Annotated in this window: 12 protein-coding genes; 8 read left to right on the forward strand and 4 right to left on the reverse strand. The window is 42.7% G+C overall.

Annotated features, from left to right (window positions below; all coding sequences use genetic code 11):
• Positions 1–133: 133 nt before the first annotated feature.
• The 3 genes from NIT04_RS02245 (at position 134) to ltrA (ending at position 7,486) form a co-directional block, all read left to right on the forward strand.
• A complete protein-coding gene (locus NIT04_RS02245; RefSeq protein WP_252501983.1) occupies positions 134–3,670 on the forward strand; it encodes an S-layer homology domain-containing protein in 3,537 nt (1,178 codons plus the stop codon).
• Positions 3,671–4,645: 975 nt separating this feature from the next.
• Positions 4,646–5,617 (forward strand): hypothetical protein, encoded by a 972-nt coding sequence (locus NIT04_RS02250; protein ID WP_252501984.1) that lies wholly within the window; start codon positions 4,646–4,648, stop codon positions 5,615–5,617.
• A gap of 606 nt (positions 5,618–6,223) precedes the next feature.
• Positions 6,224–7,486 carry a group II intron reverse transcriptase/maturase gene (ltrA, locus tag NIT04_RS02255; RefSeq protein WP_252501985.1) on the forward strand — a complete coding sequence of 421 codons (1,263 nt, stop codon included), beginning with the start codon at positions 6,224–6,226 and terminating at the stop codon, positions 7,484–7,486.
• A gap of 271 nt (positions 7,487–7,757) precedes the next feature.
• Here ltrA and NIT04_RS02260 read toward each other — a convergent pair whose 3' ends face one another.
• Both NIT04_RS02260 and NIT04_RS02265 read right to left on the reverse strand, forming a co-directional pair.
• Positions 7,758–8,483 (reverse strand): integrase core domain-containing protein, encoded by a 726-nt coding sequence (locus NIT04_RS02260; RefSeq protein WP_252501986.1) that lies wholly within the window; start codon positions 8,481–8,483, stop codon positions 7,758–7,760.
• A gap of 49 nt (positions 8,484–8,532) precedes the next feature.
• On the reverse strand, positions 8,533–9,975 hold the full coding sequence (locus NIT04_RS02265) for a competence protein CoiA (RefSeq protein ID WP_252501987.1): 1,443 nt from the start codon (positions 9,973–9,975) through the stop codon (positions 8,533–8,535).
• A gap of 874 nt (positions 9,976–10,849) precedes the next feature.
• On the opposite strand from NIT04_RS02265, the gene NIT04_RS02270 reads away from it, so the two are divergent.
• Positions 10,850–11,599 carry a hypothetical protein gene (locus NIT04_RS02270; RefSeq protein ID WP_252501988.1) on the forward strand — a complete coding sequence of 250 codons (750 nt, stop codon included), beginning with the start codon at positions 10,850–10,852 and terminating at the stop codon, positions 11,597–11,599.
• 22 nt (positions 11,600–11,621) lie between these two features.
• Here the strand turns inward: NIT04_RS02270 and NIT04_RS02275 are convergent, their stop codons facing one another.
• Positions 11,622–12,116, reverse strand: a complete 495-nt coding sequence (locus tag NIT04_RS02275; RefSeq protein ID WP_252501989.1) for a VanZ family protein — start codon at positions 12,114–12,116, stop codon at positions 11,622–11,624.
• A gap of 198 nt (positions 12,117–12,314) precedes the next feature.
• Between NIT04_RS02275 and NIT04_RS02280 the strand changes: the two genes are divergently transcribed.
• Positions 12,315–14,258: an S-layer homology domain-containing protein gene (locus NIT04_RS02280; RefSeq protein WP_252501990.1), complete on the forward strand. Its 1,944-nt coding sequence runs from the start codon at positions 12,315–12,317 to the stop codon at positions 14,256–14,258.
• 140 nt (positions 14,259–14,398) lie between these two features.
• Here the strand turns inward: NIT04_RS02280 and NIT04_RS02285 are convergent, their stop codons facing one another.
• Complete coding sequence (locus tag NIT04_RS02285) at positions 14,399–15,241, reverse strand: SGNH/GDSL hydrolase family protein (RefSeq protein WP_252501991.1); 843 nt, start codon at positions 15,239–15,241, stop codon at positions 14,399–14,401.
• A 131-nt stretch (positions 15,242–15,372) separates the two neighbouring features.
• Here NIT04_RS02285 and NIT04_RS02290 point away from each other — a divergent pair, with 131 nt between their 5' ends.
• From NIT04_RS02290 to NIT04_RS02300, 3 genes are read left to right on the forward strand one after another with little or no spacing between them, the layout of a single operon-like run.
• Positions 15,373–16,101 (forward strand): YveK family protein, encoded by a 729-nt coding sequence (locus tag NIT04_RS02290; RefSeq protein ID WP_252501992.1) that lies wholly within the window; start codon positions 15,373–15,375, stop codon positions 16,099–16,101.
• A gap of 5 nt (positions 16,102–16,106) precedes the next feature.
• Entirely contained in the window at positions 16,107–16,811 is a 705-nt protein-coding gene (locus NIT04_RS02295) for a CpsD/CapB family tyrosine-protein kinase (RefSeq protein WP_252501993.1), read from the forward strand.
• Between the two features lie 52 nt (positions 16,812–16,863).
• Entirely contained in the window at positions 16,864–17,631 is a 768-nt protein-coding gene (locus tag NIT04_RS02300; protein WP_252501994.1) for a tyrosine-protein phosphatase, read from the forward strand.
• Positions 17,632–17,908: the final 277 nt, after the last annotated feature.

The raw sequence follows: 17,908 nt of genomic DNA on the forward strand, positions 1-17,908 counted from the left end.
AGCAAAATACCAATAAGTAATTGACATCCCTGCTGCTAGTATCTATACTTTATTGTGTAATGGCTTCTACTTCCATTTTGCCGTGGGGTAGATGACAAATTTTATTTCTTAAATAAGAGGAGGAAATTATTCAATGGCTAACCAACCAACGAAGTATCGCAAGTTTGTAGTTGGCGCTGCATCAGCTGCCCTAGTAGCATCTGCAGTAGCACCAGTAGCAAGCGCAGCAACATTTTCTGATGTGAGCGACACAAACTCTCACAAAGCATCTATCGACGCACTAGTTGCAAAAGGTGTTATCACAGGATATCCTGACGGCACTTTTAAGCCAACTCAAACATTGAAGCGTTCTGATGTTGTTAAAATGATGGGTAAATGGCTTGTAAATACTCAAGGATACAAAGTACCTGGTGATTACAAAACAAACCCACGTTTCACAGATTTGACTTCTGCTTCTAACGATGAGCTTCTACAATATGCTGCAGTTGTTAAAGATAACGGCGTATTTGTAGGAACTCCAGATGGTAAACTTGATCCGAATGGTAACATCACTCGTGAAAACATGGCGATCGTTCTAGTTCGCGCATTTGACCGCGTACATGACATCGACCTTGCGACATACGTTGCAGGACAAGATTTCAAAAAAGATGTTAACGACCGTTCATCTGCAAAGGCTGAAGCTCGTCCAGCTATCGACGTTCTTGATTACTTCGATATCACGAACCCAGCTGCACCAGCATTCAACCCTAAAGGTACGACAAACCGTGCTCAATTTGCTTCTTTCTTAAACAAAGCAATTGAAACTGACTACTCTGAAGTTGCTACTGGTGTAGTTGCTCCTGGAGTTGCAGCAGTTAAGGCGGTTAACGCTACTACTGTTGAAGTAACTTTCAAAGATGCAGTTGAAAACGTAAACTCTTTGAACTTCACTATCGACGGTTTGACTGTTTCTAACGCAGCAGTTAAACAATCCGACAACAAAACAGTTGTATTGACAACTGCAGTTCAAGAAGGCGGTAAGAAATATACTGTTGCTGTTGACGGAAAAGAAATCGGTACATTCGAAGGCGTTTCAGCTGTAATTCCTACTAAGATTGACATCACAACTAAATCCGTACAAGGTAAAGTTGGACAACAAGCAATCGTATCTGCTGATGTAGGCGTTAAACAAGCAGGGATCCCTGTAACGTTCAACGTCGATTCTCAAGGAACATCTTTGAATAAAGATCAAGTATTTGAATCTGTTACAAACGCAGACGGTATTGCAACATTCTCATACACACAATATGCATCCGGAACTGATACAGTTGTAGCTTATCCTACAGGCGCACCATCTGTACGTAGCCTAGGTTATGTGTTCTGGGGTGTTGATACGATTATCAATATTGAAGAAGTAACTACAGGCGACACTATCAATAATGGCGCTAACAAAACTTATAAAGTTACTTACAAAAACCCGACAACAGGTAATCCACAGTCAGGCGTAACATTAAATGTTTCTGCATTAGAAAACATCAATGTAACTGCTGATAAAGCACAAAATGTAACAGTAAATGGTATTGAAGTTGCGCAATTCAGCAACAACACTGTTACACGTGCAGCACAAATCGTAACTGACTCTAAAGGTGAAGCTACATTCACAGTATCGGGTAACCATGCAACAGTAACACCTGTAGTATTTGCTGCTACTCCACAATACAACGCTGGTGGATCACTAACTGGTTATTCTCAAGCATATACGGCTTCAGCATTACAAGCTAGAGCTCCAAAAGTAACTTTCTCTGCGTTGCAAGCTGCATATACTCTTGAAATGACACGTGAAGGTGGCGAAGTTGCTGCTATCGGTGATACAAACGGTGGTCGTGAGTATAAAATTGTTGTTAAGGATAAAGATGGTAAACTTGCTGCCAATGAAATCGTAAATGTTGCGTTTAACGAGGACTTGGATAAAGTAATCGCAACTCGCACTTCTGCTGAATTCATTGACACATCAGGTGATGATCAAGTATTCCACACAGGCGCACAAGCGAAGAAAATCACTGTGAAAACAAACTCTAAAGGTGAGGCTACATTCGTAGTTGGAAGCAGTATAATTAACGACTATGTAACACCAATTGCTTGGATCGATATCAATACAGCAAATGCTTCTGATGCGGTACTTGATAATGGTGAGCCAACTGCTGTTGGACCAATCACTCACTTCCAACAAGAATATGTTGAAGGTGCTTCTTTAGCAGCTTATAAAGGAACTTCAAAAACAACTGCATTTACGGGTGTTGAAACAGCTACATTCAAAACAGCTGTTACAAACCAAAGTGGGTTACCGTATAGCGCTGGATCTTCAATTGCAAATGTAACATATACTGTTACAAACACAGGTGCAGAAGATGTTCTAGTAAATGATAACGGAAACTGGAAGATCGTATCACCAAATCGTAGTCTCTCAGTATCACCAAATCCAGTTGCTAATCTAGAAGTAAAACCAAGAACTGATTCAACAACTTCAGTTAAAGTAACTGCTACTGGTAATGCTACGTATACGGATTCTGTATCTAACACTCAAAAAACATTTGCATTCACTGCAAAAGAAGCAACAGCTAAATTTACTAAAGTTGGGGAAGTACCAACGTCTGGCTATACAGCTGTAATCACTGCATACGACACTGTTAATAAAACAATTACATTCAGTGGCAAAAACCCAGTGAAATATGCTGGAGAAGCTGGAAGAACTTATGTGTTTAAAGGTTTGGGTGGAGTAACTATTCCTGATGGAGCTACTGGATTCCTAGCAATTCTTGCTCAAAATAAAGTTACAGCATCATATACAGTAGTTGACGATGTAGTAACATTTGCAATTCAAGCACAAGATTCATCAGTTGGAACTGCAACTAACCCTACAGTAGCTGCAAGTGCATCAGCAGGTACTTACAATGTTGGAGATACAGTTGGTATTACATTGACATTCTCTGAAAATGTTACTGTTACTCCTGGATCTACTCCTCCAGCACTAACATTAAGCAATGGTAAAACTGCTACTCATGCATCTACTACAGGTAATACATTAGTATTCAATTACACTGTAGCAGCTGGTGACAATTCTGCTTCGTCATTAACAGTTACTGGTTTAACTAGAAATGGCGCAACTATTGTTGGTCAAACAACAAATGCACCGGCTAATACTTCTGCATTTACATCTAACTTGACTGGTGTAGTAGTATCTGGTGTAGCACCAACAGCAACACCAAACTTAACGGGTGGTGCATTAAAAGCAACTGGTGCTCAACCAAATACTGTATATCTAGTATCAACTGATGGTACTACTTGGACAGAAAAAACGTCTAGTTCTACGGGAGAACTTACTTTAGCTCCTGGAACATATTCAGTTAAAGTTAAAGCAACTCCAACAAATGCAGAATCTGCAGCACAAACTGGTTTAGTAGTAACATTAGCGCCAACAGCAACACCACAATTAGTGGACGGCACAGGTAAACTAACTGGTGGTGTTCCAAATACTGTATATCTAGTATCAACTGACGGTACTACTTGGACAGATGCAACGGCTAACGCTTCTGGAGAACTTACTTTAGCTCCTGGAACATATTCAGTTAAAGTTAAAGCAACTTCAACAAATGCAGAATCTGCAGCACAAACTGGTTTAACAGTTTCTTAATAAAACTAAACGAAACGTTACTCTATAAACTGATCTATTCAGTGAAATGAGTGGAAACGAATACCCCGTGTCTTGCCTTTTGGTAGTACACGGGGTTTCTTTCTAACTGCTATCTTCCAATTAGTGGGTGAAACTCCTGCTCTTGTAAACAGTCAAATACAAGTGCCTAATCCTCCTGCATCCAGTGATGTGCTGAATACACAGAAGGGATGAAGTCAGGTGAAGTCGTACCCGGTGATCTCGGGGCGGGGCTCTTTAAAAGGTTCCTATGGTTAGGTAGACGAATCCATGTAGGCAGGGTAAGTTAGTGTATAGTGCGAAATAAGCTAGGAACTCACTTTACATCCCTATAGTTGAAATGCTATAGTGGCGATCGAGGAATTGACTATTAATCCGGTCGTTCTTACACCTGGATAGTGGAAACCTAAGGGAATCAAAAAGAGGGATGGAAATAGCGGAACGTTTGAAGTCTTACTAGAAGAGGTGTTTCAGCACCTACGAGACTAGCAAGATGGCAGCGGGTTCATAGTAGTGTTGATTACTGGCCGCTCGGACTTGTATGGTAACATACGAGAAGGATAAAACCAGTAGGAGCGAAGGAACCCAGTCAGTGGTAGTTAATTTACTGAATTGCTTATTTCCCCAAAACTAAGCATTCAAATTAGATAGGACCAATCATGATTTAATGGTTGGTCCCTATCTTTGGATATTATATAGGTATAATGATTCGTTATACACACTTATACTAAATGACTACCTGCTGATGGCACGCCGTATGCGGTGAAAGCCGCTTGTACGGTGTAGGCCCGAATCGAAAGCCACAGGAATGTGGTATAAGACGGGAATAGCGTATTTATAGCAAACAATCCATCATCATTAGCAACAGCAATTGGGTCAGCTAGGGATGGAGATACAATCAAATTAACAGCACCTATCACAGCTAACATAGCACTTACTAAGTTAGTTAACATTGATTTGAATGGTCAAACTCTAACTGGTAATGTAAGCATTAATAGTAATACTGCTGGAACATTGAATATCAGTTCAGGGACGATTACTGGCGATTTAACTGTAAACGCTCCAAACGGTCACATTGAAAACACTGCTACCATTAATGGAGATGTTATTATTAATGAAGTAGCTAGCTCTACATTCAAAAATGCATTAGGTGGAACAATTGGTGGTAACGTTGAAATCAATGATGCTGATGCTAAGTTTGAAAATGCTGGTACATTCACTGGTACAATCTTCATTAACAAAGATGGTGCTAACATTACTTTAGTTGGTTCTTCATTTAATGTTGAAGTAGCTTCAAATGTAAACACTTTAACTTTAGATGCTCCAAATGATGTAACTGTTATTGCAAAATCAGGAACTAGCATTACAGATTCTAGTGGTAAAAATGTTGAATTCATCACTAGCGAAGCTTTATCTGCATATTTAGCGCAAGCTGCATCAAGCGCAAATAATAATGGAGTAGTTTCTAACTGGATGGACCTTGGTAAACTATCTGTTGAAGGAAAAACTGTAACTGCTGATTTTACTCAAGCAGATTACGCGGCTATTAGGGCTATCTACAATGGCTTAGGGGATAAAAATGTTGAAGGTAAAGTTACCGGAGCAGACGGCATTGTAAAAGATGCATTTGACTATGCAATTGACTCTTATGTCATGAACACATTTGCACGTTATGCAGGTGCTCTACACCGTGTAGACAATGGTGTAACAGTTTCAAAAATTACTTTTGACGGTGCTGATTATACATGGAATGGTACTGCGAAAGGTAGTAACTGGAAGAATGATGACGGCTCTTTGGTTGCTAAAGTAACAGCAAACCAAGGCAGTGCACTTAGAGATGTTACACTTACTATTAACGGTGAGAATGTAAACTTCAAGGCTGTATCTGTACCTTCTAAAGAAGTCATTTGGTCTGAATTACAAGAATAATACATTAATAGCAAAAGCCTCCTGATCGAGAAAACCGGTCAGGAGGCTTTTTTTGGTGTGCCCAGCATGGGCGTAGTCTATAGGGTGCAAGTCCCGAACTGTGAAGGCAGAAGTAGCGGTTAGCCTAACGCAAGGGTGTCCATGGCGACGTGGAATCTGAAGGAAGCGGGCGGCAAACCTCCGGTCTGAGGAACACGAACTTCATATAAGGCTATATGCGATTGGGTGAGTTTGCCAAACAAGACAAAACCCATTCTGCCGAAGGTCGTTTGTAGTAGATGAAGCAGATAGGTGGAGGGAAAGACTACGTCCTTACCTGGGGAGGTCTGATTGATACGCCAAGTACACTTGGTAACCTATCCAGTGATGGATAGCTGAACAATCAGAAGTCAGCAGAAGCCATAGTACCATTTGAACTCGAGAAGAATGGGAAGGGCTGAACAATTAAGAGAGAACAACATCTTTGCATTCAGTAACCTGTGTAGAACACAGATAACCGATAAGGCATGCCCGAAGGAGGAAGTGGTGAATCCCACGGGGGACTTCAGGATGGTGGAGCAGGACTGGCATAAGAAGAATCGTTGTTCACGGAAAGAGGCGTAACACATGTTGATGGAACGAATACTGTCACGTGAAAACCTGCTTTCTGCCCTGAAACGGGTGGAACGCAATAAAGGAAGCCATGGTGTGGATGGAATGCCTGTACAAAACCTACGGAAGCATTTCCTGGAACACTGGGAATCCATGAAAATGGAACTCCTACAGGGAACCTATGAACCGCAACCTGTCCGCAGGGTCGAAATCCCGAAACCTGACGGAGGTGTGCGTCTATTAGGCATCCCTACCGTGATAGACCGCTTCATTCAACAGGCGATAGCCCAAGTGTTAACTTCTTTGTATGATCCTACATTTTCAGACCATAGTTATGGATTTCGACCAAATCGAAGTGCCCATGACGGAGTGAGGAAAGCGAAAGGGTACATACAGGAAGGAAATCGCTGGGTTGTCGATATCGACTTGGAGAAATTCTTTGACAAGGTGAACCATGATAAACTCATGGGGACACTTACGAAACGAATCAAAGATAAGCGTCTCCTTAAGCTCATCCGTAAATACTTGAAATCGGGCATCATGATAAACGGTCTCGTGACTACCAATGAAGAAGGAACTCCGCAAGGAGGACCACTAAGCCCCCTACTCTCCAACATAGTTCTCGACGAACTGGATAAGGAATTGGAGAAGAGAGGCCACAAATTTGTCCGTTACGCTGATGACTGCAATATCTATGTGAGATCAAAGAAAGCAGGGAATCGGGTCATGAGCTCAATCACTTTATTTATTGAAGGAAAGCTTAAGCTGAAGGTGAATCCGAATAAATCCGCAGTTGACCGTCCGTGGAAGAGGAAATTTCTTGGATTCAGTTTCACCAGTGGCAAGGAACCGAAGGTTCGTATTGCCAAGGAAAGTGTAAAACGGATGAAGAATAAAATCCGGGAAATCACTTCAAGGAAGAAACCCTACTCCATGGAATATCGGATAAACAAACTCAATCAATACCTGATGGGATGGTGTGGATATTTCGCATTGGCAGACACACCAAGCGTGTTAGTTAAGTTCGATTCGTGGATTAAGAGAAGACTCCGGATGTGTATGTGGAAGGATTGGAAGAAACCCAGTACAAAGACGAGGAAACTCATCGGATTAGGCGTCCCGATAGGGAAGGCATATGAATGGGGGAATTCACGCAAGGGCTACTGGAGAATATCCAAAAGTCCAATAGTACACAGAACCCTCGGGAACTCCTATTGGAGTTCCCGAGGGCTCAAAAGTTTGATATCTCGTTACGAAGATTTGCGTCATCAATCTTAATTGAACCGCCGTATACCGAACGGTACGTACGGTGGTGTGAGAGGTCGGGAGTTAATCGCTCCCTCCTACTCGATCTTTCTCTGTTGTCCCCTTCAAAAAGTCTATCCGTAGAAAACTAATGCTAATTCTACAGGATAGACTTTTCTTTTTTTGTCTGGATCTCGTGAATTTGAAGGAATCTTTGTAAATTCATAGGAGTGGGATAGGGGAGTATAAAAAAGGGCATGACAAAGAAACCCTTTTCGAGGGTGAAAAAGGTCATATTGGTAAATTAGTCTACTTTCTTGTAAGCATGATAGAGACCATTCAATACTGGTCTGGCTTCTAATCTCGTACTCTCCGCAGGAGTAGGAAGGTATACAGGTGATGGAATTGGTGTCTTGCCGTCTATTCCTTGATGCGTTCGATCGGTATTGTAGTAGTTTCTAATATATTCTCTTAGAAGAGTATGTAGATGCTGCTCATTCAGTGGAATAACTTGTTCTAACAACTCCCTCTTGATTGTGCCGATGACTCTTTCAGCATAGGGATTTTGCCAAGGTGATCGGTATGCTGTTTTCTTTGAAATAATGCTCGATGATTGTAAAAATAATTGAAACGCTTTGGAACAAAAGATTGGGTCGTTGTCATGAATTAAATATTTTGGAACCTTACCGTATGGTGTTGCATTTCTGAATTGCTGGATTGTCCATTCGGCCGTCGGATTAGTTGTTACGCCGAAATGAATGATTTTTCGAGATTTATGATGGATGATGACCAAAACATATAGCACATCAAAGGTGAGTGTAGGAATCGTAAAGAAGTCGGTTGCCCACATTTCATGATGATGGTTTTGCAGGAATGTCTTCCAAGACTGAATCTGTTTTCCAAGCTGATTTGTCTCATTATCCAAAAGGGTACCTCGAAATGCCCCTTCTGTATTCTTGGATGGTGCAAGATGAGTTCCTTCTTTATGTATAGGTCTATATAAATCTCCGCCTTGTTTAGGATTTCCCATGGTTAACCCCCTTATTTTATCTCAATATGCTCTACGTCTTGAAGATAATTTATTGCAAAACTTTGTGAAGGTGGCTATCGATACGTTTATAGATCTCTAGTAAAATTCCATTTGTGAGCGGCGATTCTAATTCGTTCGGCATGATAATTTCATATCGGAGAGCTTGTTCTATAGAAGTGCCAATTTCGAAATCCACTTTCATCATTTTAAGAAAAGATTCCAAGATCTCTTCTAGCGATACTTTTTTCATGAATGAATCTTTTGAAACGAATGTATCTACTACACCTATCTTCTTTAAATAGTTATATTTAGTTTCATGGGAGACCTGTTTTCCTTTTAAAAGTATGGATAATTCTTTTTCTCGTTCATCACAGGTAAGGTAATGTGATTGATATGTGGTTACCAACAAATTGAATAGATTTCCGTATTTTGCAGGCTCCAAAAAAGGATCAGAATTATTAGCTTTAATAGACGTAGCCCATTTTGATGGATAAACATCATTAATAAATGGATTTTCTCCTGTTAATTGTTCGTCTGGATCAAGAATGAAGTCTACATTTATAACTAGGTCTTGCATGCCCAGTGGAATAAAATTCTCTAATTCAGGGGGGATAGTAAAATACATATTTGCTTGCTTATTTTCTTTGCCATGTTTATTGGATGATGTTTTAGCAATATAGTATGGATGCGCGTGAGTCAGACTATCTACATGAACATCTAAACTCAGAGTACCGAAACGTTTGATTGCGGGTCTTAATTGTTTCACTTTAAGGTAATCATCAACGACGAAAGGCTGTCCCCATCGGTTAAAAAAGATGTCATTAATGTTATAAGGATATTCATTATCAATCGTGTAAGTGGTTTGATTTAGCTTTAGTAAGCCCCGCAGTATTAAGACGTCTTTGGTTATTGGATCAAAAGATATTAATGAAGCTTCACCCGTGAAATCAGTGAATATCAATTCTTGTGCAGAACTATGAATGGACCTGGTTACCATCCCATTTTCTTTTATCAAGTTTTCTCCCACAACCCATATATCCTTGATCTGATTTGTCTTATAGAGATCCTTTCTATTACGAATTTCTTCAGTCGAGATGTTAGATCTTTGATATTCCACAACCCATCTTTGTCCATCTTTCAATTGGATATAAATATCAGCTATTTGATTAGTTTCAGGAATGAAATGTTCTATATCAATGAGTTTGATCTCGCTAGCATATGTAGTTTTGAAGTAGTTGAAAAGTATAACTTTTCCTTTGTTGTGTTCGTCACTTTCGCCTGAACCGTAAATGCAATCACGATTGCTTTGATGTTTAAAATGCGGAATTTTTCTTGTGGGTATGGCCCAGTGAAGCCGAACATTCTTTTTGCATTGAGGACAGATTAGTTTGGCTTTCTGTGAAAAGTATTTCAAGGAACTTCTCTTCTGTTTCCATTCTTCGTCTAATAGATTAATCACCTGATTGTTCTCTACATTTATTGCTTTAAGCATAAACACACCTCTTTAAGTGTATAATCATCTAATTTCAAATACATGGACTTGAGGAAACCTTACTTGGATTTTATATATGTAAATTATACCATGTCGTCTCCATAAAGTTATTTTCTTTAAATTGTAATGGGATATAAATTGTATTCTGTAGAAACAATATCCCATCACCAAAGTTAATTTGGTAAGTGGGATATGGTTGTACCAGTATGTATTTAATTAATAGTGGAAGGGTACAATTGACAATTTTCCTCAAGTTAAGATCAGAATAAATAGTCGATATCCAATTAAAAAGACATTTCAGTTGATGAAAAGGCAAGGCTTGTGCTCGGTGAATAACCAATTGAACTCACAAATCTTGGTTTCCTCGGCGATTACAGTAAGAGTGTCAGTATCTGAAGGAATCTTTTTAACAGCTTTACGAATTCATAAATACGGAACAGGGATAGCAACGAGGTATACCCTCTACCTCAGGCTAAAAAACACTCTGGATGTTGTTGTTAAGTGAGTTACATGTCATGCATGCATACGCTTCGAGTAAGAAACAACAGAAGTCTTCCTCGTAGATGCGTTTTGGCGAACGTATGAATTATTCCTCTTCTCCGGGGGTCATGCCTACATATAGAAGGCGGCGCTATTCCTCAATAGCCTCCTCAGCGTTCATTTTATTCGCCTTGTCTAAATGGATATCGGCACAAAATGAACTGACTTGAGGCAGGATATGATTGGAAACACCAATCAGATAGACAATAGCAAATTCAAACACTTCACGTTTCGATAAATTACCCCTAAATTCGCCATAGTCTATCACCTTTCACTACCTTACTCTACTATTTCATGATAAACTGCTAGTAACAATAAAGGCGGGTGTGTTTGCATGAAGAAAAAATGGAAGATTAGTATAGCGGTAGTTTCGGCAATTGTTTTGGGTGCGGGGGCTTATTTGGCTTACATATTCAAATTTAAGGAATACGATGTGGCGGATGTTGAGGTACAGGAGATTATTGCGAATCCGTATGAGATTGAGCTTCCGGATGGGTCGAAGCTTGTTATTGGTGAGGATGGATCGGTTAACCAGTTGGAGGGGAATACGGTAGCTAAAGGTGAAAAAGGCGGAGGCAGTCCAGACGGGGAATCTGAAGTAGGGGATTCTGGTGAATCGAGTTCGACTGGCGGTAATACGGTTGGGGTAACTCCTCCTAAGAGCGAATCAAAAGGAACTTCTACAAATTCAAGCAAACAGCCAGTGAGTACGACTGAAACGAATAAGAAAGTGACTGTCGCCGATGTGAAAGGGAAGTATGAGCCTGTGTTCAAGCAGCTTGAAGGACAAGCTGATGCAAAGATAAACTCATTGATTGGCCGGGCGAAGAAGGAGTACTCCGATAAGAAGGCGAATGGCGAGAGTATTAGCTATGGCTATTTCTATAATAAATATATGAGTGCCGCGAACAATTTGGAAGCGAATACGGATGCGGCGTTTTATGGAGTGATCAAGGCCGTGGAAGCTGAGTTGGCGGCGAATGGATATAATAAATCATACGCTCAAAGTTTCATCGATGAGTATGAAGCGACGAAAAAAGCACGCCGTGATGGCATTTTGAAGAAAGCTGTCGGCAGTAAATAAAACATATAAAACCGCGTGGGTCCTATTTTTTGGACTTGCGCGGTTTTCGTTTTGGCTTGCGGTTTGCAAGTCCGAGCTGTATCAGGCGGAACAAGATTAAGAAGGTGAATGCCCCTGTCATATCCAATAAAACGTCTTTCGAGGAAGGAGTTCGTCCGCCGGTGAGCGACTGGTGGTATTCATCCCCAATTGCGAGAGCGAGTGTGATGACGAGCGCGACGATCGTTCGGTAGCGGAATTTCGGTAAGATGCTGTATACGGCGATTGCCAGCAGTCCGAAAATGAAGAAATGAGCTGCTTTCCGTAGTAGGAACTCGACGAAGGCGTAATAACCCCGCTCCTCGACTGAAACAATCTTCCCCCAATAAGGGATTTGTAGGTTCGCCAGTTGGCTTTCGAGAGGCTTGCTAGGCAGTTGTTCCTCCAACGTCGGGATGAGTGACTGCTGCTCGTACGTTTGGCCTGATGAAAAGAATAATACGCCGACAATGATTAGTAAAAATAGGAATTTTCTCATGTTGTGACCGTATCATATTTAGGGGGTTACTGTCCATGCTGCTGGAAGGTTTTTGATATTATGAAGGAACAAGTCACTAGCTTCCAGAAGCTCTAACTTCATTGAAAAAAATCAATTTAGTATACAAATGGAACACTCATCTACTAATATGGTAGAATAGAGAATAGATTCATAATATATAATTAGGAGGTTTGTAATTTGACAAAGTACAAAAGTTCTTACCAGAAATTGTTCAGCGCAACTTTAGCGACGGCTGTAGCAACCGGAGCACTCGTCACGGCAGCACCAGTGTATACGTCGGCGGCGGAAGCGAAGTCTTTCTCGGACGTGAAGCAATCTCATCATTTCTATGAAGCGGTCATGAATTTAACAGCGAGAGGCGTCATCAATGGCTACGAAGATGGTACATACCGTCCGGGTCAAAACATTAGCAGGGCTCACGCTGCAAAGATCATGGCACTTGCATTAGGACTTGATACGGTAAACGTAAAAGATCCAGGATTCAAAGATGTGAAAAAGGGCCATCCGTATTACGGACATATTGCTGCGCTTGTGGAAGCGGGAGTCATTAGAGGGTATGAAGACGATACGTTCAGACCGAATGGTAATTTGACACGAGCTCATATTGCACAAATGCTCGTAAGAGGTTTCGATTTTGAAGAGGAGTCCCTCTCCAATCTGCCATTCAAAGATGTGAACGGCAAGCACTGGTTTGCGAATTACATTCAAACATTGTACTCGAATGAGATTACAACAGGTACAACTCCCACTACTTTCTCGCCTAACGCATTCGTTACGCGTGGACAAGTTGCTTCGTTCATCTATCGAAGCGAGTTGAAGCAAATTCCAGAGGAAGCACCTGAGACATCAGTCAATAGCGAAGTCGTCGGCTTTGTTGATGGCAAGTTGGAATTAGCCGACGGAACGTACAATGTAGGTGCTAGCTTGCAAGGCCTTTTCAGCAGTGCCAACTTACCGGCTCTTAAAGGAGCTGTCGTAAAAGGTGACTTGGAAAACGGTACACTTGTGAAAGTCACTTCCATTGAACTGAAGGCGAACGGCACTGCTGAAAACAGTGTTACGCTTGACGGCAACGGAGCGGCGGTTTCAGGGAATGTCACAGTGAGCGGGGACTATGTTGCTCTGAAAAACCTCACAGTGAACGGGAACTTGGATGTCGGTCAAAACGTGAAGAACAGCTTTACGACAGACAATGTGACGGTTACTGGCAAGACGGTCATCTCCGACAGCGCGGCATCCGCATCTGCATTTACAGTAGCGGCAGTCGCGGAAAAGCCGACAATCGTTTTCACTAATTCCACTTTGGGTGCATTAGAAGTGTCGAAAGAAGGCGCAGCAGTTGAAGTGAAAGGGACTACAAAGGTTGAGGAAGTTGTTGTCTCGTCCAACATCACGTTAACAGCGGATGCAGGAGTTACAATTCCTAAAGTCACTGTGACGGCAGGCGTAACCGACTTGACACTTGACGCTAACGTAGGCAACCTGACGATCACTTCGGTAGACGCGAAAATTACATTGGGCGAAGACGCGAAAATCGACACACTTGTCCTACCTGCTGGAGTGGATGCAAAAGATGTCATCGAAAACTATGACAGCGTAAAAGACCAAATTACGACAGTTGAAGGGACAACCCCGGATACGACACCTACACCACCACCAAGTAGCGGAGGAGGCGGTGACGTCACACCACCACCAGCGACACCTTCTGCAGAAAAAGTGTTGAATGACTTGCTTCTACAGCATATCGGTGCAGGGAATCCAGTCGTCGGGAATGTTTCCATCGTGTTGAGTGGCAAGAAATTTACTGCAACGGTCAATGAAGACAGTGCAACAGTTTCGGACTTCATTGCAGCTGCTGAAACTGCTTTCGATAGAGTAGGAACCGCTGTTACTGTGACTGAAGGGACTGTAACTCTCCCTGGTGGAGGGAAAGTTGAAGTAGGAGATGGTACTACTGGCCAGTCGTTTAATGAATTGATTTCGGAAGCACTGAGCGGAGTCGGTCTTGAGGGCGATGAAGAGTTAACTTTGTTTAAAGGTAAAAGTATTTCCGCGACTGTAACTGGTAAAGTAAACGGTCGTACATTCACCGACACGTATACTTTCAGTTTTAGTAAATAAACTATGCAACTGTCCCCCTGTGTTTTCAACGTCAGGGGGATTCGTTGTGGGTTCGGACAATGAAAACCCCTTCGAATGCTTGTAGCGTGCTAAGGGGTTTCTGTATGTATGTAAACATTGAGATGTCAAAAGCTGTGTAATCACTCGCCGCTCCCGGTAAAGTAGTCAACTAGCACAGAGCCCCAAGCTTCCGCACCCGCATCATTCGGCCCGCTGTCTTCATCAAGGTAATTAAGTATCGCATCATCCGCCACATCTGGCCAGGCAGCCCAATGATCAACATAAGGAATCCCCCGCACGGCCGCAAAGTTCTCCAACGAGCGGATTTGGGTTAAATAAAAGTTCGGTCTAAATATCGGCTGCGACGGCATGAGGAGCAATACGGCATCTTCCTTCACTTCCTGCAAAGCATCCCGACCCCGCAATATATGCCGATGCTCGTCTTCGATGACAACCCGCCCGTTGTTGTTCAACGTAAATGGTTCGAACAAAACAACGTCATACACACCGAAGTCGACGAGCTCATCCATCTGCTCAATAAATTCGCGGGACGTGCCCGCGAATGAGATGATGTCTGTTTCAATGAACCCTTTGTATGCGTCTGCCAAACTATCCGCGAGTAGACCCGCGGCACCGCCGTTTCCCCCTTGCTCGATCGCCTGCGAGCCGACGATGAGCAGTTTGACGTGCTCGCCCGCTTGGAAGCGTGAATCTAGTAAACCGGCCATTCTTCCGTCCAAGTTCGCGGAAAGAGTGGCTAGTTCTGAATCTTTCAATCTACCGTCGTCTCTAGTTGTAGGTCTTTCCTTATCTGCCGGAACCCCTTGTTCACCATCTGTTGCCGCGATTCCCGAAGGGGCTTCGACTACCGTTTCATCGCTCGAAGTGCCGGCCAGCTTTTGTTTCCAACTGTTGTAACTGAATAGAAGCGCGGCGAGGCAGACGAGGATGAAGATGGCGACGGCAATTTTTCTTGCAATCATGAGCCATTCCTCCCATAATAAGTCCTATGGTTCAAATATATCACAATGTATTCAAATTACGAGAATTTTTTCAACATAGTATGATATAATAGGACAAGTTTCGATAGATTGCTATAAAGGGGATATACCATATGGAAGAAACGATCAGTCTTCAGGATCTGTTCAAGACGCTGAAGAAGAGGGCTATCCTCATTTTGCTGACGATGCTGCTGGCGGTGACGGTGGCAGGGGTCATCAGTTTCCTGCTATTGACACCGATCTATCAGGCATCGACGCAAATCCTCGTGAATCAGCAGAAGGTGGAACAGAACCAGTTCAACTCGCAAGACATCCAAGCGAATCTTCAGCTGATCAATACATACAACGTTATCATTACAAGCCCTGCGATTTTGTCTAAGGTGATTGAAAACTTAGACCTCGATACGACGCCAGCAGCTCTAAAAAAGAATATTACCGTGAACAGCGCACAAAATTCACAAGTCGTCAATGTGAGCGTGCAAGATCCGGAGCCATATATGGCGGTCGATATCGCCAATACAACGGCGGAAGTGTTCCAGGAAGAAATCCAGAAGCTAATGAATGTCGATAACGTCAACATCCTTTCGCCCGCTGTACTATCGGATAACCCGAAGCCGATCAAACCCGATCCGTTCCTTAATATGGCGATTGCGGCGGTCGTCGGACTCATGCTCGGTGTAGGGATCGCATTCCTGCTCGAGTATTTGGATACGACGGTGAAAACGGAGCAAGATATCGAGGAGTTACTGGGCTTGCCGATTTTAGGCCTCGTCAGTCCGATTACAGATAATGAAATGCCGAACGCAAAAGAGGCATTACAACGTAGAAGAAGGAAGAGGTGATCGCCATGTTCAAGACAAAGAAGAAGCCGATGCAAACGGTTGCGCGTAAACTTGTGACGAAACATAATCCGAAGTCAATCGTTTCGGAGCAGTTCCGCACGGTCCGGACGAACATCAACTTCTCCATGCCTGACAAAGAACTGAAAACATTGCTGTTCACCTCTTCCTCTCCTGGAGAGGGCAAATCAACGAGCGCTGCGAACGTGGCAATCGTCTTTGCGCAGGAAGGGAAGAAAGTGCTCCTTGTCGACGCGGACATGCGCAAACCGACAATGCAATACACATTCCGCACGACGAACACGACGGGCCTGTCCAATTTGCTCACGAAGCAATGGAGCCTTGAAGAAGTGACGAAAGTCACGGATATCGAAGGCCTATTCTTGATGACGTGCGGTCCGATTCCGCCGAATCCTGCCGAGCTCATCGGTTCTAAATCGATGGATGCGCTGATCGAGGAGCTAACGGCGCAATATGACCTTGTCATTTTCGATACGCCGCCGATACTTTCGGTAGCAGACGCGCAAATCCTTTCGAATAAATGTGACGGGACGATTCTTGTCGTCAATTCCGGCGTGACAGAAAAAGATAGCGTCATTAAGGCGAAAGATGCACTTGTATCCGCAAAAGCGAATATTCTAGGTACTCTCCTGAACAATTTCGTGCTCGAGAAGGACCATTATTACTATCAATATTACGGAACTGGAGAGTAAAGGGGCAAACACGCCCTTTTGCTCTCTTTTCTATTAAAGGAGCATGAAATTTATGATTGATATGCATACCCATCTACTGTTCGGGGTCGATGACGGGCCTAAAACAATTGAGGATACGCTCGAATTAATAAAAAAGGCGCAGGTAGAAGGGATTACCGACATGATCAGCACGTCACACGCACGACACCCGCAATTCAATGTGCAGAAGAGCGAAGTGTTGAGCCAAATTACATTGCTGAAAGACATCATGAAGGAAGCAGGGCTCAGCATTCAGTTACACCCGGGGCAGGAGATCCGCCTGACGGAAGACCTGATCGAAAGATTCGACAACAATGAGCTGTTGACGCTCGCAAATTCGAGATATCTTCTATTGGAGCTGCCGTCGCAGACGATTCCCGTATACACGGTGCACATTATCCAATCACTCCTCGAAAGGGAAATCATCCCGATCATCGCGCATCCCGAACGGAACCGGGCCATCGCGGAAAAACCGGAGCGGCTCGAACGGCTCATTCGTCACGGCGCCACCGCCCAAATCACATCAAGCAGCCTATCGGGCCATTTCGGCAAAACGATCCAAAAGCTATCACTCCAGCTCATCGAGGCGAATCTCGTCCATACATACGGCTCGGATGTCCATAACTTGAAAACGAGGCCATTCCATTTCGGGAAAGGGCTCGACGTATTGGAACGGAAACGGCTGTATGATATTGCCGATTTATTACTTGAGAATAATGAACGCATCTTAAGGAATGAACCATTCTTCCTTTTGGAACCGGAATTGGCGAAGCCGAGAAAGTTGTTCGGCTTCATTGGATGATAGGTCTTTGTTAAATTGTTAAACAAATTAAAATATTTAAAGGGATAAAAAACGTAATGAAAATTACTCCACTTCAATCAGACAAAGGGATTAGGACATTTAAGAAGTTCTGACTGAATTTAGAAAAATAGTCAAAAAGGACATGCTACTAAAAATAGGCTAGAACATCTTGGGGGAAGATGATACTATAAGACTATGAATCATTCCGATATTATGGAAGAGTAATAGTAGAATTGTAGTTCTGTTGCTGCAGCGAAAAACGGAGGGAGATTCACGT

The sequence above is a fragment of the Sporosarcina sp. Marseille-Q4943 genome (genome assembly GCF_943736995.1).
In the GTDB taxonomy this organism is placed as follows: Bacteria; Bacillota; Bacilli; order Bacillales_A; family Planococcaceae; genus Sporosarcina.

Coding starts and splice junctions, on each gene's coding strand:
- NIT04_RS02245 (WP_252501983.1), top strand. CDS start 134: ATGGCTAACCAACCAACGAAGTATCGCAAGTTTGTAGTTGGCGCTGCA.
- ltrA (WP_252501985.1), top strand. CDS start 6,224: ATGTTGATGGAACGAATACTGTCACGTGAAAACCTGCTTTCTGCCCTG.
- NIT04_RS02260 (WP_252501986.1), bottom strand. CDS start 8,483: ATGGGAAATCCTAAACAAGGCGGAGATTTATATAGACCTATACATAAA.
- NIT04_RS02265 (WP_252501987.1), bottom strand. CDS start 9,975: ATGCTTAAAGCAATAAATGTAGAGAACAATCAGGTGATTAATCTATTA.
- NIT04_RS02270 (WP_252501988.1), top strand. CDS start 10,850: ATGAAGAAAAAATGGAAGATTAGTATAGCGGTAGTTTCGGCAATTGTT.
- NIT04_RS02275 (WP_252501989.1), bottom strand. CDS start 12,116: ATGAGAAAATTCCTATTTTTACTAATCATTGTCGGCGTATTATTCTTT.
- NIT04_RS02285 (WP_252501991.1), bottom strand. CDS start 15,241: ATGATTGCAAGAAAAATTGCCGTCGCCATCTTCATCCTCGTCTGCCTC.
- NIT04_RS02290 (WP_252501992.1), top strand. CDS start 15,373: ATGGAAGAAACGATCAGTCTTCAGGATCTGTTCAAGACGCTGAAGAAG.
- NIT04_RS02295 (WP_252501993.1), top strand. CDS start 16,107: ATGTTCAAGACAAAGAAGAAGCCGATGCAAACGGTTGCGCGTAAACTT.
- NIT04_RS02300 (WP_252501994.1), top strand. CDS start 16,864: ATGATTGATATGCATACCCATCTACTGTTCGGGGTCGATGACGGGCCT.